Source organism: Flavobacterium sp. KH_035, from assembly GCF_057839565.1.
In genome coordinates, this window is record NZ_CM174492.1 from 366,498 (window position 1) to 384,788 (window position 18,291).

At 34.9% G+C, this 18,291-nt stretch carries 32 protein-coding genes; all 32 read right to left on the reverse strand.

The window, feature by feature from the left end; translation table 11 throughout:
• Positions 1-136: 136 nt before the first annotated feature.
• The gene (gene eno, locus AC3IS6_RS01725; RefSeq protein ID WP_173967243.1) at positions 137-1,429 is read right to left on the reverse strand and encodes a phosphopyruvate hydratase; all 1,293 of its coding nucleotides are present in this window, start codon (positions 1,427-1,429) and stop codon (positions 137-139) included.
• Positions 1,430-1,531: 102 nt separating this feature from the next.
• Positions 1,532-2,650, reverse strand: a complete 1,119-nt coding sequence (gene carA / locus AC3IS6_RS01730) for a glutamine-hydrolyzing carbamoyl-phosphate synthase small subunit (protein ID WP_489163118.1) — start codon at positions 2,648-2,650, stop codon at positions 1,532-1,534.
• Positions 2,651-2,903: 253 nt separating this feature from the next.
• The gene (gene rplQ, locus AC3IS6_RS01735) at positions 2,904-3,392 is read right to left on the reverse strand and encodes a 50S ribosomal protein L17 (RefSeq protein WP_017495007.1); all 489 of its coding nucleotides are present in this window, start codon (positions 3,390-3,392) and stop codon (positions 2,904-2,906) included.
• Between the two features lie 36 nt (positions 3,393-3,428).
• Entirely contained in the window at positions 3,429-4,421 is a 993-nt protein-coding gene (locus tag AC3IS6_RS01740; RefSeq protein ID WP_026109818.1) for a DNA-directed RNA polymerase subunit alpha, read from the reverse strand.
• A 21-nt stretch (positions 4,422-4,442) separates the two neighbouring features.
• Positions 4,443-5,048 carry a 30S ribosomal protein S4 gene (rpsD, locus tag AC3IS6_RS01745; RefSeq protein ID WP_026982953.1) on the reverse strand — a complete coding sequence of 202 codons (606 nt, stop codon included), beginning with the start codon at positions 5,046-5,048 and terminating at the stop codon, positions 4,443-4,445.
• Positions 5,049-5,142: 94 nt separating this feature from the next.
• Positions 5,143-5,526, reverse strand: a complete 384-nt coding sequence (rpsK, locus tag AC3IS6_RS01750) for a 30S ribosomal protein S11 (protein ID WP_007803677.1) — start codon at positions 5,524-5,526, stop codon at positions 5,143-5,145.
• An 8-nt stretch (positions 5,527-5,534) separates the two neighbouring features.
• Entirely contained in the window at positions 5,535-5,909 is a 375-nt protein-coding gene (rpsM, locus tag AC3IS6_RS01755; protein ID WP_031456033.1) for a 30S ribosomal protein S13, read from the reverse strand.
• Positions 5,910-5,911: 2 nt separating this feature from the next.
• Positions 5,912-6,028 (reverse strand): type B 50S ribosomal protein L36, encoded by a 117-nt coding sequence (ykgO, locus tag AC3IS6_RS01760; protein ID WP_002987490.1) that lies wholly within the window; start codon positions 6,026-6,028, stop codon positions 5,912-5,914.
• 12 nt (positions 6,029-6,040) lie between these two features.
• Positions 6,041-6,256 carry a translation initiation factor IF-1 gene (gene infA, locus AC3IS6_RS01765; protein ID WP_007136545.1) on the reverse strand — a complete coding sequence of 72 codons (216 nt, stop codon included), beginning with the start codon at positions 6,254-6,256 and terminating at the stop codon, positions 6,041-6,043.
• Positions 6,257-6,263: 7 nt separating this feature from the next.
• Positions 6,264-7,610, reverse strand: a complete 1,347-nt coding sequence (gene secY / locus AC3IS6_RS01770; protein WP_017495008.1) for a preprotein translocase subunit SecY — start codon at positions 7,608-7,610, stop codon at positions 6,264-6,266.
• A 13-nt stretch (positions 7,611-7,623) separates the two neighbouring features.
• Complete coding sequence (rplO, locus tag AC3IS6_RS01775; RefSeq protein WP_017495009.1) at positions 7,624-8,076, reverse strand: 50S ribosomal protein L15; 453 nt, start codon at positions 8,074-8,076, stop codon at positions 7,624-7,626.
• An 11-nt stretch (positions 8,077-8,087) separates the two neighbouring features.
• The gene (gene rpmD / locus AC3IS6_RS01780) at positions 8,088-8,270 is read right to left on the reverse strand and encodes a 50S ribosomal protein L30 (protein ID WP_017495010.1); all 183 of its coding nucleotides are present in this window, start codon (positions 8,268-8,270) and stop codon (positions 8,088-8,090) included.
• Between the two features lie 12 nt (positions 8,271-8,282).
• Positions 8,283-8,807: a 30S ribosomal protein S5 gene (gene rpsE, locus AC3IS6_RS01785; RefSeq protein WP_085950926.1), complete on the reverse strand. Its 525-nt coding sequence runs from the start codon at positions 8,805-8,807 to the stop codon at positions 8,283-8,285.
• A 3-nt stretch (positions 8,808-8,810) separates the two neighbouring features.
• Positions 8,811-9,161, reverse strand: a complete 351-nt coding sequence (rplR, locus tag AC3IS6_RS01790) for a 50S ribosomal protein L18 (protein WP_072960630.1) — start codon at positions 9,159-9,161, stop codon at positions 8,811-8,813.
• 11 nt (positions 9,162-9,172) lie between these two features.
• Entirely contained in the window at positions 9,173-9,715 is a 543-nt protein-coding gene (rplF, locus tag AC3IS6_RS01795) for a 50S ribosomal protein L6 (protein WP_173967239.1), read from the reverse strand.
• Positions 9,716-9,733: 18 nt separating this feature from the next.
• Entirely contained in the window at positions 9,734-10,132 is a 399-nt protein-coding gene (gene rpsH, locus AC3IS6_RS01800; protein WP_017495014.1) for a 30S ribosomal protein S8, read from the reverse strand.
• Between the two features lie 104 nt (positions 10,133-10,236).
• Positions 10,237-10,506 carry a 30S ribosomal protein S14 gene (gene rpsN, locus AC3IS6_RS01805; protein ID WP_031456037.1) on the reverse strand — a complete coding sequence of 90 codons (270 nt, stop codon included), beginning with the start codon at positions 10,504-10,506 and terminating at the stop codon, positions 10,237-10,239.
• Positions 10,507-10,509: 3 nt separating this feature from the next.
• Complete coding sequence (gene rplE / locus AC3IS6_RS01810; RefSeq protein WP_017495015.1) at positions 10,510-11,061, reverse strand: 50S ribosomal protein L5; 552 nt, start codon at positions 11,059-11,061, stop codon at positions 10,510-10,512.
• Between the two features lie 2 nt (positions 11,062-11,063).
• On the reverse strand, positions 11,064-11,378 hold the full coding sequence (gene rplX, locus AC3IS6_RS01815) for a 50S ribosomal protein L24 (protein ID WP_007803650.1): 315 nt from the start codon (positions 11,376-11,378) through the stop codon (positions 11,064-11,066).
• Positions 11,379-11,389: 11 nt separating this feature from the next.
• On the reverse strand, positions 11,390-11,758 hold the full coding sequence (gene rplN, locus AC3IS6_RS01820; RefSeq protein WP_007803649.1) for a 50S ribosomal protein L14: 369 nt from the start codon (positions 11,756-11,758) through the stop codon (positions 11,390-11,392).
• 2 nt (positions 11,759-11,760) lie between these two features.
• Entirely contained in the window at positions 11,761-12,021 is a 261-nt protein-coding gene (gene rpsQ / locus AC3IS6_RS01825) for a 30S ribosomal protein S17 (protein ID WP_007803646.1), read from the reverse strand.
• Positions 12,022-12,038: 17 nt separating this feature from the next.
• Positions 12,039-12,230 carry a 50S ribosomal protein L29 gene (rpmC, locus tag AC3IS6_RS01830; protein WP_007803639.1) on the reverse strand — a complete coding sequence of 64 codons (192 nt, stop codon included), beginning with the start codon at positions 12,228-12,230 and terminating at the stop codon, positions 12,039-12,041.
• A gap of 13 nt (positions 12,231-12,243) precedes the next feature.
• Entirely contained in the window at positions 12,244-12,669 is a 426-nt protein-coding gene (gene rplP, locus AC3IS6_RS01835) for a 50S ribosomal protein L16 (protein ID WP_007803637.1), read from the reverse strand.
• A gap of 19 nt (positions 12,670-12,688) precedes the next feature.
• A complete protein-coding gene (rpsC, locus tag AC3IS6_RS01840) occupies positions 12,689-13,450 on the reverse strand; it encodes a 30S ribosomal protein S3 (RefSeq protein ID WP_007803635.1) in 762 nt (253 codons plus the stop codon).
• A gap of 5 nt (positions 13,451-13,455) precedes the next feature.
• On the reverse strand, positions 13,456-13,869 hold the full coding sequence (gene rplV / locus AC3IS6_RS01845) for a 50S ribosomal protein L22 (RefSeq protein WP_007803631.1): 414 nt from the start codon (positions 13,867-13,869) through the stop codon (positions 13,456-13,458).
• Between the two features lie 6 nt (positions 13,870-13,875).
• Positions 13,876-14,154 carry a 30S ribosomal protein S19 gene (rpsS, locus tag AC3IS6_RS01850; RefSeq protein ID WP_012022488.1) on the reverse strand — a complete coding sequence of 93 codons (279 nt, stop codon included), beginning with the start codon at positions 14,152-14,154 and terminating at the stop codon, positions 13,876-13,878.
• Between the two features lie 6 nt (positions 14,155-14,160).
• Positions 14,161-14,985, reverse strand: a complete 825-nt coding sequence (gene rplB / locus AC3IS6_RS01855; RefSeq protein WP_173967238.1) for a 50S ribosomal protein L2 — start codon at positions 14,983-14,985, stop codon at positions 14,161-14,163.
• A gap of 9 nt (positions 14,986-14,994) precedes the next feature.
• Positions 14,995-15,285 (reverse strand): 50S ribosomal protein L23, encoded by a 291-nt coding sequence (rplW, locus tag AC3IS6_RS01860; RefSeq protein WP_017495018.1) that lies wholly within the window; start codon positions 15,283-15,285, stop codon positions 14,995-14,997.
• Between the two features lie 7 nt (positions 15,286-15,292).
• Complete coding sequence (gene rplD, locus AC3IS6_RS01865) at positions 15,293-15,922, reverse strand: 50S ribosomal protein L4 (protein WP_065450855.1); 630 nt, start codon at positions 15,920-15,922, stop codon at positions 15,293-15,295.
• Positions 15,922-16,539, reverse strand: coding sequence for a 50S ribosomal protein L3 (gene rplC, locus AC3IS6_RS01870; protein WP_007803612.1), 618 nt, complete (start codon positions 16,537-16,539; stop codon positions 15,922-15,924). Before rplC ends, rplD begins: the two co-directional genes overlap by 1 nt.
• A 448-nt stretch (positions 16,540-16,987) precedes the next feature.
• On the reverse strand, positions 16,988-17,284 hold the full coding sequence (locus AC3IS6_RS01875; RefSeq protein WP_489163128.1) for a hypothetical protein: 297 nt from the start codon (positions 17,282-17,284) through the stop codon (positions 16,988-16,990).
• Positions 17,285-17,408: 124 nt separating this feature from the next.
• On the reverse strand, positions 17,409-18,269 hold the full coding sequence (locus AC3IS6_RS01880) for a hypothetical protein (RefSeq protein WP_489163130.1): 861 nt from the start codon (positions 18,267-18,269) through the stop codon (positions 17,409-17,411).
• Positions 18,270-18,291: the final 22 nt, after the last annotated feature.

Sequence of the window (18,291 nt, forward strand, 5' to 3'; positions counted from 1 at the left end):
TTTAAAATAATAATTTATCAAATCTAAGGAATTTAAGACTAATTAAAAAAAGAATCCTGCTATGAATTTGTTAAAACTCCAAAAAAAAACCATCCGCCGCGGCAGATGGTTTAAATTTAATATATAACTCTTACAATTATTTAATCTTAAAAGCATTTAGACCAGGGAAATAAGCTGTACTTCCTAACTCTTCTTCGATTCTTAATAATTGATTGTATTTTGCCATACGATCAGAACGGGAAGCAGAACCTGTTTTAATTTGCCCACAGTTTAAAGCAACTGCTAAGTCAGCAATTGTATTATCTTCTGTTTCTCCTGAACGGTGCGACATTACTGAAGTATATCCGGCATTTTTAGCCATATTTACAGCTGCAATCGTTTCAGTTAAAGTACCAATTTGGTTTACTTTTACTAAAATTGAATTTGCGATACCTTTTTCAATTCCTGTAGATAAACGAGCAACATTAGTTACAAACAAATCGTCACCTACCAATTGCACTTTATCCCCAATTTTATCTGTTAGATATTTCCATCCATCCCAGTCATCTTCATACATACCATCTTCGATAGAGATAATTGGATATTTAGCAGCCAATTCAGCTAAGTAATCAGCCTGCTCTTCAGAAGTTCTGATTTTTCCAGTCTCACCTTCAAATTTAGTGTAATCGTATTTTCCGTTTACGTAAAATTCAGAAGCAGCACAGTCAAGAGCAATCATAATTTCGTCACCGAAAGAATATCCAGCTTTTTCAACTGCCAACTTAATCGTATCTAAAGCATCTTCAGTACCACCGGCTAAATTTGGTGCAAAACCACCTTCGTCACCTACAGCCGTACTTAAACCTCTATCATGTAATACTTTTTTCAAGCTATGGAATATTTCAGTTCCCATTTGCATAGCATGTGTAAAAGAAGTTGCTTTCACAGGGAAAATCATAAATTCCTGAAATGCGATAGGCGCATCAGAATGAGAACCTCCATTGATGATATTCATCATTGGCACAGGTAATGTATTAGCAGAAACCCCACCTACATATCTGTATAATGGCAATCCTAATTCATTAGCAGCAGCTTTGGCAGCAGCCAAAGAAACTCCTAAAATAGCATTAGCACCTAATTTAGATTTGTTAGGAGTACCATCTAAATCAATCATTAACTGGTCGATCGTGTTTTGTTCGAAAACAGAAGTACCCACTAACTCTTCAGCAATAACAGTATTTACATTGTTCACTGCATTCAAAACTCCTTTTCCAAGATAAGCTTTACCTCCGTCACGTAATTCAACAGCTTCATGCTCTCCCGTTGATGCCCCAGATGGAACTGCAGCTCTACCTAAAACGCCATTTTCAGTTACAACATCAACTTCAATAGTAGGATTACCTCTGGAATCAAGAATTTGTCTTGCGTGAACTTTAATTATAATACTCATTATTTTTATTTTTTTATTAATAAATTATATTTTTTTTTCGAAATTATAAAAATATTTAATAGTAAAAACGTATTCTAACTAATAAACATCTTTATTTATTAACTACATCGTTTTAGCAGTAACTTCTTTTATATTCTCGACAAACTGATCAAACAAATACGACGAATCGTGAGGGCCCGGACTTGCTTCCGGATGGTATTGTACTGAAAAACAATTCTTACTCTTCATGCGCATACCCGCAACTGTTTGATCATTTAAATGCAAATGCGTAATTTCCAACTCCGGGTGATTGTCCAACTGCTCTTTTTTTACAGCAAAACCATGATTTTGTGAAGTTATCTCACCTTTACCCGTAATCAAATTTTTAACTGGGTGATTAATTCCACGATGACCGTTAAACATCTTATATGTCTGAACTCCATTCGCCAAAGCAATTATTTGATGTCCTAAGCAAATTCCAAACAAAGGCTTATCATTAGCTAAAATTTCTTTTGCCACTTCAATAGCTCCAAAAAGCGGATCCGGATCTCCAGGTCCGTTTGATAAAAAGTAGCCATCCGGATTAAACTCAGCTAAATCTTTATAAGTTGAGTTGTATGGAAACACCTTAATGTAACAATCTCTCTTCGCCAGATTTCTCAGGATATTTTTCTTAATTCCTAGATCTAAGGCAGATATTTTATAAGTAGCATTTTCATCTCCAAAAAAATAAGATTCAGTAGTTGAAACTTTTGATGCCAACTCTAAACCTTCCATATTCGGCACATTAGCCAACTCCTTTTTTAATTCTTCAATCGAAGTACCATCTGTACAAATAACGGCATTCATTGCCCCATTGTCACGAATATAACTTACAAGAGCTCTTGTATCAACATCAGAAATACAAATTAAGTTTTGCTTTATAAAATAATCTTCCAAGCTACCTGACGCATCTTCTCTGGAATAATTAAAGCTAAAATTTTTACAAACCAAACCGGCTATTTTGATGCTCTCTGATTCAACTTCAGAATCATTAACACCATAATTTCCAATATGAGTATTAGTAGCAACCATTATCTGGCCAAAATAAGAAGGATCTGTAAAAATCTCTTGATATCCAGTCATTCCTGTATTAAAACAAACTTCACCAAAAGTCTTACCGCTAATTCCGATAGATTTTCCGTGAAAAATAGTCCCATCACTTAGTAATAAAATGGCGCTTTGTCGTGTCGTGTATTTCATTCTTTAATTTGTATTGTTTTTTTTTAATTGTTTCATGAAATTCCTTTTAGGATTTTCATTTGTAATTAGATATTTTGCAAATTTACTTCTTTAAAAGAGTGCTTCCAAAATTTTTTAAAAATTTCATCTCTAAAAATAAAACCCATATACTGAAATAAGTTAAATCTTGGTTTCACTAAAAAAAAATCAAAAAAAAAAGGATAAACTAAAAATTAGTTTATCCTTGATTTCTATAGAATCATTACTTTCATAATTATTCAGAAGCTTCAGTAGTCGTTTCTGATTCAGCAGCAGGAGCTTCAGGAGTACCTTCAGCTTTTTTAGCTTTACCACCACGACGGCTTTTTGCTTTTTTAACTTCTTTTTTACCACCATTGTAAAGTTCATTGAAATCTACAAGTTCGATCATTGCCATATCAGCATTATCTCCCAAACGATTTCCAACTTTAATGATACGAGTGTATCCACCTGGACGGTCTCCAACTTTAGCAGCTACGTCTCTGAACAAGTCAGTTACCGCATATTTACTACGTAAGTAAGCAAAAACAATACGACGGTTGTGAGTCGTATCTTCTTTTGATTTTGTGATTAAAGGCTCAACAAATTGTTTAAGCGCTTTAGCTTTAGCAACAGTAGTGTTAATACGTTTGTGCTCAATAAGAGAACAAGCCATATTAGCCAACATAGCTTTTCTATGTCCAGTCTGTCTGCTTAAGTGATTGAATTTTTTTCCGTGTCTCATTGCTATTTTAAATTTAATCCGCCGTGGCGGATTGAATTATTCTTTATCTAATTTGTATTTAGCTAAATCCATTCCGAAAGTTAAATTCTTAACCGCAACAAGTTCATCAAGTTCAGTTAAAGATTTTTTACCAAAATTACGGAATTTCATTAGATCATTTTTATTGAACGATACTAAATCACCAAGTGTATCAACTTCAGCCGCTTTCAAGCAATTTAATGCTCTCACAGATAAATCCATATCAACAAGCTTAGTTTTAAGCAATTGTCTCATATGCAATGACTCTTCATCATACGATTCTGTTTGTGCAATTTCGTCAGCCTCGAGTGTAATTCTTTCGTCAGAAAATAACATGAAGTGGTGAATTAAAACTTTAGCAGCTTCAGTAAGGGCATCTTTTGGATTAATAGATCCATCAGTTTTAATTTCAAAAACTAATTTTTCGTAATCTGTTTTTTGCTCTACACGGAAGTTTTCAATTGCATATTTTACATTTTTTACCGGAGTAAAAATAGAGTCTGTAAAAATGGTACCAATTGCAGCGTTCTGTTTTTTGTTCTCCTCAGCAGGAACATATCCTCTACCTTTTTCGATTGTTAAATCGAAGTTCAATTTGATTTTAGAATCTAAGTTACAGATAACAAGGTCTGGGTTCAGAACTTGAAAACCTGAAATAAATTTTTGAAAATCACCTGCTGTTAATTGATCTTTACCAGAAACAGAAATTGTAACTGCTTCATTATCGATATCTTCGATTTGACGTTTGAAACGTACTTGTTTTAGATTAAGGATAATTTCGGTAACATCTTCAACAACACCTGAAATAGTAGAAAACTCATGATCTACACCTTCGATACGAACAGATGTAATTGCATAACCTTCTAATGCTGAAAGCAAAACTCTTCTAAGTGCATTACCAACTGTCAATCCATAACCAGGTTCCAAAGGTCTAAATTCGAATTTACCTTCAAAATCGGTTGAATCGATCATGATAACTTTATCGGGCTTTTGAAAATTAAATATTGCCATAAATTTCGACTAAGTCAATTATTATTTGTTGTACAACTCTACGATTAATTGTTCTTTAATGTTTTCTGGAATTTGAAGTCTCGCAGGTACAGAAACGAAAGTTCCTTCTTTAAGATCATTGTTCCAAGTAATCCATTCATAAACATGACTTGAATTTGATAAAGAACGTTCGATAGCTTCTAAAGATTTAGATTTTTCACGAACTGCAACTTTATCACCAGGTTTAAGGTGGTAAGAAGCGATATTTACAACTTCACCATTTACAGTAACGTGTCTGTGAGAAACTAATTGTCTAGCACCTCTTCTAGAAGGAGCAATACCCATTCTAAAAACAACGTTATCTAATCTTGCTTCACATAATTGTAAAAGAACTTCACCAGTAACACCTTTAGTAGCTGATGCTTTTTTGAATAAATTTCTGAATTGTTTTTCTAAAATTCCGTAAGAATATTTAGCTTTTTGCTTTTCCATTAACTGAACAGCATATTCAGATTTTTTACCTCTTTTTTTAGCCATCCCGTGTTGTCCAGGTGGGTAATTTCTTTTTTCGAAAGATTTATCATCTCCGAAGATTGCCTCGCCAAATTTACGAGCAATTCTAGTTTTAGGACCAGTATATCTTGCCATTTCTAAAAAATTAATTTAAGGTAGAGATTATGAATTCAGGTCAAATCCTTCGATAATCTATGCTCTACCTTGTTTATACTATGAATAAATAAAATTAAACTCTACGTCTTTTTGGAGGACGACATCCGTTGTGAGGCATTGGAGTAACATCGATAATCTCTGTAACTTCAATTCCACCGTTATGAATAGAACGAATAGCAGACTCACGTCCGTTTCCTGGTCCTTTAACATAAACTTTTACTTTTTTAAGTCCTGCCTCAAGAGCTACTTTACTACAATCTTCTGCTGCCATTTGAGCTGCATACGGAGTGTTCTTTTTAGAACCTCTGAAACCCATTTTACCAGCTGAAGACCAAGAAATAACTTCACCTTTCTTATTAGTCAAAGAAATGATAATGTTGTTGAAAGTGGCAGAAATATGAGCTTCACCCGTTGATTCAACGATAACTTTACGTTTTTTTGCAGTTGCTTTAGCCATATTACTTATTATTTAGTTGCTTTTTTCTTGTTAGCAACAGTTTTTCTTTTACCTTTTCTTGTTCTAGAGTTATTTTTAGTTCTTTGCCCTCTTAACGGAAGACCAGATCTATGACGGATACCTCTGTAACAACCAATATCCATTAAACGTTTGATGTTCAAAGAAACTTCAGAACGTAATTCTCCTTCAATTTTGTAAAATCCAACAGCATCACGAATTGCTCCGATCTCGTCATCATTCCAATCTTGAACTTTTTTATCTTGGCTAACTTGAGCTTTTTCTAAAATCTCAATAGCTCTACTTCTTCCTAATCCAAAGATATAGGTAAGTGCTATAACACCTCTTTTATTTTTTGGGATATCTACCCCTGCTATTCTTGCCATAATTATCCTTGTCTTTGTTTAAATCTAGGATTCTTTTTGTTTATTACGTACAATCTCCCTTTTCTACGCACGATAATGCACTCGGCACTTCTCTTTTTTACTGATGCTCTAACTTTCATAGTGAATATCCTTTAATATCGATAAGTAATTCTTGCTTTTGACAAATCATAAGGACTCATTTCCAGTTTCACTTTATCACCAGGTAATAACTTGATGTAATGCATACGCATTTTACCAGAAATATGAGCAATTACGATATGTCCATTTTCTAACTCTACACGGAACATCGCATTTGATAATGCTTCGATGATTGATCCGTCTTGTTCTATTGCTGATTGTTTTGCCATAAATATATTAAGCTACCGCTTTTCTATTTTTACCAGTCTTCATTAAACCATCATAATGCTTGTTTAACAAGTATGAATTGATTTGTTGAATAGTATCTATTGCAACTCCAACCATAATTATTAATGAGGTACCTCCAAAAAACATTGCCCAAGATTGTTGTACATCCATAATACTTACAACAATAGCTGGGAACACAGCAATCAAAGCAAGGAATAAAGATCCTGGGAAAGTTATTAAAGACATCACTTTATCAAGGAAGTCTGAAGTTTCAGCTCCTGGACGAACTCCAGGAATAAAACCACCACTTCTTTTTAAATCATCGGCCATTTTGTTAGTAGGAACAGTGATTGCAGTATAAAAGAATGTAAATACAATAATTAAAGTTGCAAATACAAAGTTGTACCAAAATCCGAACATATTACTAAACGCACCAACAATAGATTGTGATGTGTCTGATTTAGACAATCCAGCTACAGCTGCAGGAATAAACATAATTGCCTGAGCAAAGATGATTGGCATAACTCCAGAAGCATTAAGCTTAAGAGGAATCCATTGTCTATTACCACCAGCTAAATCCTGCTCGTAATCTCCAGTTGTTGTACGACGAGCGTACTGAACCGGAATTCTGCGTACTGCCATTGTAAGCAACACACAAGAAATGATTACTAATAACCACACAATAATCTCAATAACTAACAACATTGGACCTCCATTGTTATTGGTAACTCTGGTCGTAAATTCTTGTATAAAAGCTTGCGGTAAGCGCGCTAAAATACCAACCATAATCAATAATGAAATTCCATTTCCAATACCTTTATCTGTAATTTTTTCTCCAAGCCACATAGCAAAAATTGTACCTGTAACTAAGATGATAACTGATGAGAACAAAAATTCAGGTGAATTAAAGCCCAGTAAGAATGCACTACCAGGCAATGTTCTATACAAATTATAGATATAAGTTGGACCTTGAACCAGTGTAATAGCTATAGTCAACCAACGAGTGATTTGATTAATCTTTTTTCTACCACTCTCTCCATCGTTCTGAAGTTTTTGTAAATAAGGAATCGCAATTCCCATCAACTGAACAACAATAGATGCAGAAATATAAGGCATAATACCTAAAGCAAAAACTGAAGCTTTAGAGAAAGCACCTCCTGTAAACATGTCCAGGATAGATCCTAAACCATTTTTAGTTTGTCCCGCTAAACCTGTTAATTGAGTTGCGTCAATTCCAGGAAGCGTAACATGTGCACCAAAACGATATACTAAAAGCAATCCTAAAGTAATTAAGATTCTATTTTTCAGTTCTTCGATTTTCCAAACATTACTTATTGATTCAATAAATTTCTTCATCTTAATAGATAAGTTATATAGTTACAGCTTCTCCACCAGCAGCTTCGATAGCAGCTTTTGCAGTAGCGGTAAATTTGTGGGCAGTTACTTTTAATTTTGCTTTCAATTCTCCTCTACCTAAAATCTTAACGATTTCATTTTTGGTAGCTAGACGATTTGCTACGAAATCTGTCATAGAAACAGAATCAGTAATCACACCATTGTCTACTAATAATTGAAGCGTATCTAAATTAACACCTTCGTATTCTTTACGATTGATGTTTGTGAAACCAAACTTAGGCACACGTCTTTGAAGTGGCATTTGCCCTCCTTCAAAACCAATCTTTTTAGAATAACCAGAACGAGATTTTGCTCCTTTGTGACCTCTTGCAGAAGTACCACCTTTTCCAGAACCTTCTCCTCTACCTAATCTTTTATTTTGATTGTGTGTTGACCCTTCAGCTGGTTGTAAGTTACTTAAATTCATAACAGTATTTGTTATTTAGCTTCTTCTACAGAAACTAAGTGTTTAACTTTGTTTATCATCCCAAGGATTGCAGGATTTGAATCATGCTCTACAACTTGTCCCATTTTACGTAGACCTAAAGCTTCCAAACCTCTTTTTTGAGAAAGAGGGCAGTTGATTTTGCTTCTTACTTGTTTTACTAATAATTTAGCCATAATTTCCTTGAATTAACCTTTAAAAACTTTTTCTAAAGAAACACCTCTTTGTTTTGCAACAGTATGAGCGCTTCTCATTTGTAATAAAGCATCAAAAGTTGCTTTTACCACGTTATGAGGATTTGATGATCCTTGAGATTTAGATAATACATCGTGAATACCTACTGATTCAAGAACTGAACGAACAGCTCCACCAGCAATAACTCCTGTACCATGAGACGCAGGAATTAAGAATACACGTGCACCACCAAATTTACCTTTTTGTTCGTGAGGAACAGATTGTCCGTTCAAAGGAATTTTTACTAAATTTTTCTTTGCATCTTCTACTGCTTTCGCAATTGCTTCAGAAACGTCTTTAGATTTTCCTAATCCATGACCAACTACTCCGTTTTCATCACCTACAACTACAATAGCAGAAAAACCGAAAGCTCTACCACCTTTTGTAACCTTAGTAACACGATTAACACTTACCAGACGATCTTTAAGTTCAAGACCACTTGGTTTTACCAATTCTACATTTTTGTATTTAGACATAATATATTAGAATTTAAGTCCAGCCGCTCTTGCGCCTTCTGCTAATGATTTAATACGACCGTGGTATAAATATCCACCTCTGTCAAAAGTGATGGTATCAATCCCGGCTTTTAACGCTTTCTCTGCAACTAGTTTTCCAACAGCAGCAGCTACTTCAACGTTAGTACCTTTTCCTATTTCTTTTTCTCTTGAAGATGCAGCTAATAAAGTAACTCCGTTTACGTCATCAATAAGTTGAGCGTAAATTTCTTTGTTGCTTCTAAATACAGATAGTCTTGGGTTAGTAGCAGTACCACTAATCGATTTTCTAATTCTGAATCTAATTCTCTGTCTTCTATCAGATTTTGTTAATGACATAATCTTATTTTTTAAGCTGATTTACCTGCTTTTCTTCTTAATACTTCACCCACAAATTTAACACCTTTTCCTTTGTATGGCTCAGGCTTACGGAAACCTCTGATTTTCGCAGCTACCTGACCTAAAAGTTGTTTATCAAACGATGTTAATTTTACGATAGGGTTCTTTCCTTTTTCAGATATTGTTTCTAAAGCTACTTCTGGAGCAATTTCTAAAACAATATTGTGAGAATATCCAAGAGCTAAATCTAACTTTTGACCTTGGTTTGAAGCTCTATAACCAACTCCAACTAATTCAAGTTCTTTTGTAAAACCTTCAGATACACCAATAATCATGTTATTGATTAATGATCTGTACAATCCGTGTTTTGCTCTTTGGTCTTTATGATCAGACGATCTTTCAACTTGTACTTGATCGCCTTCAACTGTTACAGTTACGTCCGAAAACTCCTGAGTTAGTTGACCTTTTTTTCCTTTTACTGTAATAATACCGTCTTTAACTTCTACAGTTACGTCAGCAGGGACTACAATTGGGCTTTTACCTATTCTTGACATCTTATTTAGTCTTTAAAATTAGTATACGTAACAAATTACTTCACCACCTACATTTAATTGTTTCGCTTGTTTTCCAGTCATAAGACCTTTTGAAGTTGAAACAATTGCAATTCCTAATCCGTTAAGGATTCTTGGTAATTTGGCAGCACCTGCGTATTTACGTAAACCAGGTTTACTAATTCTTTGGATATCTTTAATTACAGGCTCTTTAGTATCTTTATCATACTTCAAAGCAATTTTGATTGAACCCTGAACAGAGTTGTCTTCAAATTTGTAACTTAAGATATAACCTTGATCAAATAAGATCTTAGTTATTTCTTTTTTTAGATTAGAAGCTGGAATTTCAACAACTTTGTGGTTTGCAGCCACAGCGTTACGAACTCTAGTCAAATAATCTGCAATAGGATCTGTATACATATGTATTTGATTGCGATTACGGTTTTCGGGAGACACTCGTCTCCCGAACCTTTAATCAATTAAAATTATTTTTTGGTTTGCAAAAGTACTAACTTTTTGCGAGATTACCAAGATGCCTTTTTAACTCCAGGAATTAACCCATTATTAGCCATCTCACGGAAAGTTACACGTGAAATACCAAATTGACGGATATAACCTCTTGGTCTACCTGTTAATTTACAACGATTGTGCAAACGAACTGGTGAAGCATTTTTAGGTAATTTTTGTAGGCCTTCATAATCTCCAGCTTCTAATAAAGCTTTTCTTTTTTCAGCGTACTTAGCTACCGTTTTCTCTCTTTTCACCTCACGGGCTTTCATTGATTCTTTAGCCATGTCTTAATTCTTTTTAAAAGGTAATCCTAATTCAGCCAATAATGACTTTGCTTCCTTGTCTGTTTTTGCAGTAGTAACAAATGTAATATCCATTCCTGAAATTTTGTTTACTTTGTCAATATCAATTTCCGGGAAAATGATTTGCTCTAAAACTCCAAGATTGTAGTTACCTCTTCCGTCGAAACCAGTAGCTTTGATACCACTAAAATCTCTAACGCGTGGTAAAGCAGAAGTAATAAGTCTATCTAAAAACTCATACATTCTCTCTCCACGTAAAGTAACTTTTGCTCCAATAGGCATCCCTTTTCTCAATTTGAAAGACGCAACATCTTTCTTTGAAATTGTAGATACTGCTTTTTGTCCAGTGATCTTTGTTAACTCATCAACTGCATAGTCAATAAGTTTTTTATCAGATACAGCTGCACCAACTCCACGGCTCAAAACGATTTTTTCAAGTTTAGGAACTTGCATTACGTTTGTATATCCGAATTCTTCTTTAAGAGCAGAGATTACTCTACTCTTATATTCTTCTTTTAGTCTAGGTGTATATGCCATTACTATAGTACTTGATTAGATTTTTTTGAAAATCTTACTTTCTTATCTCCTTCTACTCTAATACCAACTCTAGTTGTTTCCTTAGTTTTAGGATCAATTAGTGAAATGTTAGATATTTGTATAGAAGCTTCTTTCTTAACGATACCACCTTGAGGGTTTTTAGCACTTGGTTTTGTATGTTTCGAAACCATGTTTACACCTTCAACTATCGCTTTATTTTTCTCACGGTAAACACGTAAAACTTTACCTTCAGCACCTTTATGGTCTCCAGCAATAACTCTTACGATATCTCCTGATTTTATTTTTAGCTTTATCATCTTAAAACGAATTAAAGCACTTCTGGTGCTAATGATACAATTTTCATGAATTGTTTTTCACGAAGTTCTCTTGCTACCGGACCAAAAACACGTGTTCCTCTCATTTCCCCTGCAGCGTTCAAAAGAACACATGCATTATCATCGAAACGGATATAAGAACCATCAGCTCTTCTCACTTCTTTTTTGGTACGTACAACAACTGCAGTTGAAACAGCTCCTTTTTTAACGTTACCGTTAGGAGTTGCATCTTTAATAGATACTACAATCTTGTCACCAACAGAGGCATACCTTCTTTTGGTACCTCCTAAAACACGGATAGTTAAAACTTCTTTTGCTCCCGTGTTATCTGCTACTTTTAGTCTTGATTCCTGTTGTACCATAATTATTTAGCTCTTTCTAAGATTTCAACTAATCTCCAACATTTTGTTTTACTTAAAGGACGCGTTTCGCTAATTCTTACAGTATCTCCAATGTTACAGTCGTTTGTTTCGTCGTGTGCAACGTATTTCTTTGTTTTCAACACGAACTTACCGTATAATGGGTGTTTTACTTTTCTTACTTCAGCAATAACAATAGACTTATCCATTTTATTTGAAGTAACAACACCTATTCTTTCTTTTCTTAAATTTCTTTTTTCTTCCATCTTTCAGCAGAATACAATTATTGTAACTCTCTTTTAGTTAACTCTGTAGCCAATCTTGCAACTGTTCTTCTTACACTTCTAATTTGAAGTGGGTTCTCAATTGGAGAAATAGCGTGAGCCATTTTTAGGTCAGCATATATTTTCTTAGTTTGACTAAGTTTTTCTTGCAACTCCGCTGCAGAAAGATCTTTTATTTCTGATTGTTTCATAATATAAATTTAATTATGCTTCGAAATCTCTAGCAACGACGAATTTAGTTTTTACTGGAAGCTTTTGAGCTGCAAGACGTAAAGCCTCTTTTGCAACTGATAAAGGAACTCCTCCAACTTCAAACATAATTCTTCCGGGTTTAACAACGGCAGCCCAATATTCAACGGCACCTTTACCTTTACCCATACGTACCTCAAGAGGCTTCTTAGTAATTGGTTTGTCTGGAAATATTTTGATCCATAATTGTCCTTCTCTCTTCATGAAACGAGTTGCAGCAATACGCGCAGCTTCGATTTGACGAGACGTTAAGAACATTCCATCTTCATGTACAGATTTAATACCAAACATTCCATTAGAAAGTTCATGCCCTCTTTGAGAGTTACCTTTCATTTTACCTTTCTGTACCTTACGGTATTTTGTTCTTTTAGGCTGTAACATTTTTCTTTAGTTTAAAAATTTACTTTCTTTTACGAGCGTCTGGTTTACCACCTTTATTAAAAGGTTTTCTGTCTCCTCTTGGAGAATCTCCACCTTTACCACCACCAGTTCCAGATTGTTTTTTATCCATTCCTGCAAGTGGGGAAAGATCTCTCTTTCCATAAACCTCACCTTTCATGATCCATACTTTGATACCCATTCTACCGTAAGTAGTGTGAGCTTCAGCCAAAGCATAGTCAATATCAGCTCTGAAAGTTGATAGAGGAATTCTACCTTCTTTGAAACCTTCTGAACGCGCCATCTCAGCTCCATTCAAACGACCAGAAATCAAAACTTTGATACCTTCAGCGTTCATACGCATAGAAGCAGCAATAGCCATTTTGATTGCACGTCTGTAAGAAATACGGCTTTCGATTTGACGAGCGATGCTTGTCGCCACAAGATAAGCATCTAACTCAGGTCTTTTAATTTCAAAGATGTTAATTTGAACCTCTTTGTCAGTAACTTTCTTAAGCTCCTCTTTCAACTTGTCTACCTCTTGTCCACCTTTTCCGATAATGATACCAGGTCTAGCAGTAGTGATAGTAACGGTTACAAGTTTCAAAGTTCTCTCGATGATTACTTTAGATACACTAGCTTTTGATAAACGAGCGTGGATATACTTTCTGATTTTGTGATCTTCGGCAAGTTTATCACCGTAATCATTTCCACCATACCAGTTTGAGTCCCACCCTCTGATGATACCAAGTCTATTTCCAATTGGATTTGTCTTTTGTCCCATGCTGCTTAAGAATTGCTTTGTGTGTTATTGATAGCTCCAAGCACGATTGTTACGTGATTAGAACGTTTTCTTATTCTGTGTGCACGACCTTGTGGAGCTGGACGAAGTCTTTTCAACATCATTCCACCATCTACTCTGATCTCTTTAACAAATAATCCAGCCTCTTCTAAATTACCTTCACTATTTTTTTGCTCCCAGTTGTTGATTGCAGATAATAATAGTTTTTCTAGTTTTCTTGAAGCTTCTTTAGAACTGAATCTTAAGATGTTAAGTGCTCTTTCTACCTTCTGACCTCTTACCAAGTCCGCTACTAAGCGCATTTTTCTAGGTGAAGTAGGGCAGTTATTCAATTTTGCGAAAGCAATAGACTTATTAGCCTCTTTTCTCGCATCTGCTGTTTCTCTTTTACGAACTCCCATTGCTTCTTATTTTTTACCTTTATTTTTTGCTCCAGCATGACCTCTAAAAGATCTAGTTGGTGAAAACTCTCCTAATTTGTGACCTACCATGTTTTCTGTTACGTAAACTGGTACAAATTGACGACCGTTATGAACTGCGATAGTTTGTCCAACGAAATCTGGAGTAATCATAGAAGCTCTAGACCAAGTCTTCACTACACTATTTTTACCACTTTCTACGTTTTCCTGAACTTTCTTGTCTAACTTATAATGAACGAAAGGTCCTTTTTTTAATGAACGTGCCATATCTTATTATTTCTTTCTACGTTCTACGATATACTTGTTACTCGGGTTTTTCTTAGAACGAGTTCTATAACCTTTTGCTGGTATTCCATTTCTTGAACGTGGATGTCCACCAGAAGAACGTCCTTCTCCACCACCCATTGGGTGATCAACAGGGTTCATTGCAACAGGTCTTGTTCTAGGTCTTCTTCCTAACCATCTTGTTCTACCAGCTTTTCCTGATACAACTAATTGGTGGTCTGAATTAGAAACAGCTCCAATTGTAGCCGAACAAGTTAACAAGATCAATCTTGTTTCACCAGATGGCATTTTAATTGTAGCATATTTTCCATCTCTTGCCATTAATTGAGCAAATGTTCCAGCTGAACGAGCGATTACCGCACCTTGACCTGGACGCAACTCAATACAAGAGATTACAGTTCCTAAAGGAATTCTGCTTAAAGGCAATGTATTACCAATTTCAGGTTGAGATTCTGGACCAGAAACTAATTTCTGACCAACTTTCAATCCGTTTTGAGCAATAATATAAGTTTTCTCACCATCAGCATAAGCTAATAAAGCGATAAATGCAGTACGATTTGGATCGTATTCGATTGATTTCACTGTAGCCGGAATTCCGTCTTTAGTTCTTTTGAAATCAATAATACGATATCTCTGCTTGTGACCACCACCCGTATAACGCATGGTCATCTTTCCTTGACTATTTCTACCTCCAGAGTTTTTTATCGGCGCTATCAAAGAGCGTTCCGGCTTATCAGTTGTAATGGCGTCATAACCATTCACAACTCTAAATCGCTGACCTGGGGTAATAGGTTTTAATTTTCTTACTGACATTTTTCTATCTTAGATATTGTTGTAAAAATCAATTGTTTCTCCTTCTTGTACTTGTACAATTGCTTTTTTAATTGCATTTGTCTTTCCACTGATTAAACCACTTTTAGTGTATTTTGTAGTTCTATCCGGTCTTACGTTCATCGTGTTAACTGAAACGATAGTTACTCCATAAGCAGCTTCAACAGCTTTCTTAATTTGAACTTTGTTTGCTTTTTTGTCAACAACGAATCCGAAGCGGTTTAAAACTTCACTTTCTTTGGTTACTTTTTCCGTTACTATAGGTCTAATTATGATACTCATATTCCTATTATTTACTTAAATTTTCTTCAATTAACTCCAAAGAACCTTCTAAAAGCACTAAATTGTTAGTGTTTAAAATAGCGTAAGTGCTTAATTCTGAGCTAGTTACGACATTAGAAGCCTTTAAATTGCGTGACGACAAATATACATTTTTATTCGACTCTCCCAACACAAATAAAGATTTTTTATTCTCTAACCCTAAAGCTTTCAAAACGTTAATGAAATTTTTAGTGTTTGGCGCTTCAAAATTAAAGTCCTCAAGAACGATGATATTCGACTCTTTTGCTTTGATTGAGAAAGCTGATTTTCTTGCCAATCTTTTCAAGCTTTTATTCAATTTAAATGAATAACTTCTTGGTCTTGGTCCGAAAATTGTTCCACCACCTTTAAACAATGGATTTTTGATACTTCCCGCACGAGCAGTACCAGTTCCTTTTTGTTTTTTAATCTTACGCGTACTTCCAGTCACTTCAGCTCTTTCTTTAGCTTTGTGAGTTCCTTGTCTTTGATTAGCAAGATATTGCTTAACATCAAGGTATACAGCGTGATTGTTTGGTTCAATTGCGAATACTGAATCAGAAAGTTGAACTTTTCTTCCAGTATCTTTTCCGTTGAAATCTAATACTTTTACTTCCATTACTTCTGAATGATTACATAAGAGTTTTTATGTCCAGGAACACATCCTTTAATAACAAGTAGATTCTTTTCAGCTACTACTTTTAAAACTCTAAGGTTTTGAACTTTTACATTGTCTCCTCCCATTCTTCCAGCCATACGCATTCCTTTGAATACTCTAGATGGATAAGAAGATGCTCCTACAGAACCTGGCGCTCTTAAACGGTTGTGTTGACCGTGAGTTGCTTGTCCAACACCACCAAATCCGTGACGTTTAACAACCCCTTGAAAACCTTTACCTTTAGACACACCTTGTACATCTACAAATTCTCCTTCAGCAAAAATAGAAACATCAATAAGATCTCCTAATTTTTGTTCAGTTGCAAAATCTTGAAATTCAACGACTTTTTTCTTAGCAACAGTTCCAGCTTTTTTAAAGTGACCTAAAGCCGCTTTAGTGGAATGTTTCTCGTTTTTGTCATCGAAACCAAGTTGCAACGCTTCGTACCCGTCAACACCTTTGGTTCTGACTTGGGTAACAACACACGGCCCAGCCTCGATTACTGTACAAGGAATGTTTTTCCCGTTTTCGTCGAAAATACTAGTCATGCCGATTTTTTTACCAATTAACCCAGACATAAATATTAATTATTAATTACTAAAATTCCCTTCAATTTGAAAATAACAGAAATTTCCAAACAGGGAGTGCAAAAGTAGACATTAAAATTGAATATACCAAACGGTTATAAAAATTAAATCGCTCATTATCAAAATTCAAGCATCAAAGCATCCACTAACAAGATTTTATTAATTCAAAAAACACTACACAATGATCCCAACCTACAAAAACATTTTTATTAACAATTACTTAAACTAATTATTGAAAATCATGGGCAATAGCCTAAATAAAAGACATTTCAACAAAAAACATTCACAGAAATTAAAAAATATTACAAAAGACAAACAACAAAAACCTCAAACAAAAAGCGAGACACCACTGTCTCGCTTTTCTATTTAAAAGAACAATAAATAAAATAAACTTCGCTACAATTCTTATTACTAATAAAAACCTTACCCAACAACAACACTATTCGAGTTGATATTTCATCAGTACTTTTTTCACATATCGCTTTTCTTTCAACTTAACCAAATCATCATCCAAAATACTTTCGAAACACACTTTATTAAAAAGACTAGGAGCTTTATACAAAAAATAATTATCGCCATCTTTCAAAGCAAAACGGAAGGTTTTTTTCTTCAATACAAAAAACAAAAACATATCCGAAGGCACTTTAACCACAATCGAATCATTCGAACACTCAAATAATATTCCATTATCAAACCCTGGCTTTAACTTAACCCCGTTAATTTGCAATGAATTCATTCCCATTGACCATTTATCACCGTTCAAGACAATAACTTTCCTAACCTTCCCAGTCGTTTGAGCATTTACACAAAACGAAAATAGAACATAGAAAAGCAAAAATACCTTTCCCCCTAACAAACCGCTAGTCATAGTTCAGAGTAAATGAAGTAAAATAATTTCCTGTATCACAATCATTCCATGCCGTATTGCAGAAACCAGTCCCACAAACCTTAATACAGCGATTATGAACAGCCGAAACTACACCTGAAGCAAATCCGGAAGCAGCACCAATGACCGTAGCCACCATATTCAAACCTTTCACGGAAGCCACAACAGCCCCTACCGCAGTAGTCACAACAACTGAAACCACAATGTTTATTATTTTCTTTAAGGAAATTTTCAATTTCCCCGCCTGAGTTCCCAAAACTAACTTTTCGGCATAATTTACTATACTCTCCAAAGTAGAATATTGCAAATCAACATAAACATACAATTGCTCTTTCTGAGCAATACTTAATCGCTCATCAGCAAAAACCTCATTTCTTACTCTCAATAACCCCTCTTTAACCCTCTCCACAATCACATCATCATCAACCACCTTTTCACTACTTGAACCTTCCAACGGATACAAGGCTGTGATTTTTGAAATAAATCCTTTCTGAACGTCCGTAAACCCAACTTTCAACAATTCCTTATCCAAGTCAACCGCCTGATACCCCTCCTGCCCTTCTCCAGCGATATTTTTTCTAGCCGAAGCTCTTACCTTCTCTAAAGCCTTTTTAAACCCCTTAAAACCTTCACGATCCAAATAATCCCCCAGCTGATCCTCGAGCCCTACTGTACTACTCACCTCAAGATTATCAATTGCAACAGCAATTAACTTAAACTCTTTCGCATTAGGAGTATTTGCGACGGTCCCCGCAGTAACTTCCACATCATTCTTTTCTTCTGAGCAACCTGCCATCAAAAAAGCCACACTTAAAAATAAAAACAATTTCTTCATCTTACATTTATCTTACAATTAA

Excerpts from the sequence above, each read along its gene's own strand:
- eno (WP_173967243.1), bottom strand. The coding sequence starts at position 1,429 with ATGAGTATTATAATTAAAGTTCACGCAAGACAAATTCTTGATTCCAGA.
- carA (WP_489163118.1), bottom strand. The coding sequence starts at position 2,650 with ATGAAATACACGACACGACAAAGCGCCATTTTATTACTAAGTGATGGG.
- rplQ (WP_017495007.1), bottom strand. The coding sequence starts at position 3,392 with ATGAGACACGGAAAAAAATTCAATCACTTAAGCAGACAGACTGGACAT.
- AC3IS6_RS01740 (WP_026109818.1), bottom strand. The coding sequence starts at position 4,421 with ATGGCAATATTTAATTTTCAAAAGCCCGATAAAGTTATCATGATCGAT.
- rpsD (WP_026982953.1), bottom strand. The coding sequence starts at position 5,048 with ATGGCAAGATATACTGGTCCTAAAACTAGAATTGCTCGTAAATTTGGC.
- rpsK (WP_007803677.1), bottom strand. The coding sequence starts at position 5,526 with ATGGCTAAAGCAACTGCAAAAAAACGTAAAGTTATCGTTGAATCAACG.
- rpsM (WP_031456033.1), bottom strand. The coding sequence starts at position 5,909 with ATGGCAAGAATAGCAGGGGTAGATATCCCAAAAAATAAAAGAGGTGTT.
- ykgO (WP_002987490.1), bottom strand. The coding sequence starts at position 6,028 with ATGAAAGTTAGAGCATCAGTAAAAAAGAGAAGTGCCGAGTGCATTATC.
- infA (WP_007136545.1), bottom strand. The coding sequence starts at position 6,256 with ATGGCAAAACAATCAGCAATAGAACAAGACGGATCAATCATCGAAGCA.
- secY (WP_017495008.1), bottom strand. The coding sequence starts at position 7,610 with ATGAAGAAATTTATTGAATCAATAAGTAATGTTTGGAAAATCGAAGAA.
- rplO (WP_017495009.1), bottom strand. The coding sequence starts at position 8,076 with ATGAATTTAAGTAACTTACAACCAGCTGAAGGGTCAACACACAATCAA.
- rpmD (WP_017495010.1), bottom strand. The coding sequence starts at position 8,270 with ATGGCTAAATTATTAGTAAAACAAGTAAGAAGCAAAATCAACTGCCCT.
- rplR (WP_072960630.1), bottom strand. The coding sequence starts at position 9,161 with ATGTCATTAACAAAATCTGATAGAAGACAGAGAATTAGATTCAGAATT.
- rplF (WP_173967239.1), bottom strand. The coding sequence starts at position 9,715 with ATGTCAAGAATAGGTAAAAGCCCAATTGTAGTCCCTGCTGACGTAACT.
- rpsH (WP_017495014.1), bottom strand. The coding sequence starts at position 10,132 with ATGTATACAGATCCTATTGCAGATTATTTGACTAGAGTTCGTAACGCT.
- rpsN (WP_031456037.1), bottom strand. The coding sequence starts at position 10,506 with ATGGCTAAAGAATCAATGAAAGCCCGTGAGGTGAAAAGAGAGAAAACG.
- rplE (WP_017495015.1), bottom strand. The coding sequence starts at position 11,061 with ATGGCATATACACCTAGACTAAAAGAAGAATATAAGAGTAGAGTAATC.
- rplX (WP_007803650.1), bottom strand. The coding sequence starts at position 11,378 with ATGATAAAGCTAAAAATAAAATCAGGAGATATCGTAAGAGTTATTGCT.
- rplN (WP_007803649.1), bottom strand. The coding sequence starts at position 11,758 with ATGGTACAACAGGAATCAAGACTAAAAGTAGCAGATAACACGGGAGCA.
- rpsQ (WP_007803646.1), bottom strand. The coding sequence starts at position 12,021 with ATGGAAGAAAAAAGAAATTTAAGAAAAGAAAGAATAGGTGTTGTTACT.
- rpmC (WP_007803639.1), bottom strand. The coding sequence starts at position 12,230 with ATGAAACAATCAGAAATAAAAGATCTTTCTGCAGCGGAGTTGCAAGAA.
- rplP (WP_007803637.1), bottom strand. The coding sequence starts at position 12,669 with ATGTTACAGCCTAAAAGAACAAAATACCGTAAGGTACAGAAAGGTAAA.
- rpsC (WP_007803635.1), bottom strand. The coding sequence starts at position 13,450 with ATGGGACAAAAGACAAATCCAATTGGAAATAGACTTGGTATCATCAGA.
- rplV (WP_007803631.1), bottom strand. The coding sequence starts at position 13,869 with ATGGGAGTTCGTAAAAGAGAAACAGCAGATGCGAGAAAAGAGGCTAAT.
- rpsS (WP_012022488.1), bottom strand. The coding sequence starts at position 14,154 with ATGGCACGTTCATTAAAAAAAGGACCTTTCGTTCATTATAAGTTAGAC.
- rplB (WP_173967238.1), bottom strand. The coding sequence starts at position 14,985 with ATGTCAGTAAGAAAATTAAAACCTATTACCCCAGGTCAGCGATTTAGA.
- rplW (WP_017495018.1), bottom strand. The coding sequence starts at position 15,285 with ATGAGTATCATAATTAGACCTATAGTAACGGAAAAAGTAACCAAAGAA.
- rplD (WP_065450855.1), bottom strand. The coding sequence starts at position 15,922 with ATGGAAGTAAAAGTATTAGATTTCAACGGAAAAGATACTGGAAGAAAA.
- rplC (WP_007803612.1), bottom strand. The coding sequence starts at position 16,539 with ATGTCTGGGTTAATTGGTAAAAAAATCGGCATGACTAGTATTTTCGAC.
- AC3IS6_RS01875 (WP_489163128.1), bottom strand. The coding sequence starts at position 17,284 with ATGAATTCATTGCAAATTAACGGGGTTAAGTTAAAGCCAGGGTTTGAT.
- AC3IS6_RS01880 (WP_489163130.1), bottom strand. The coding sequence starts at position 18,269 with ATGAAGAAATTGTTTTTATTTTTAAGTGTGGCTTTTTTGATGGCAGGT.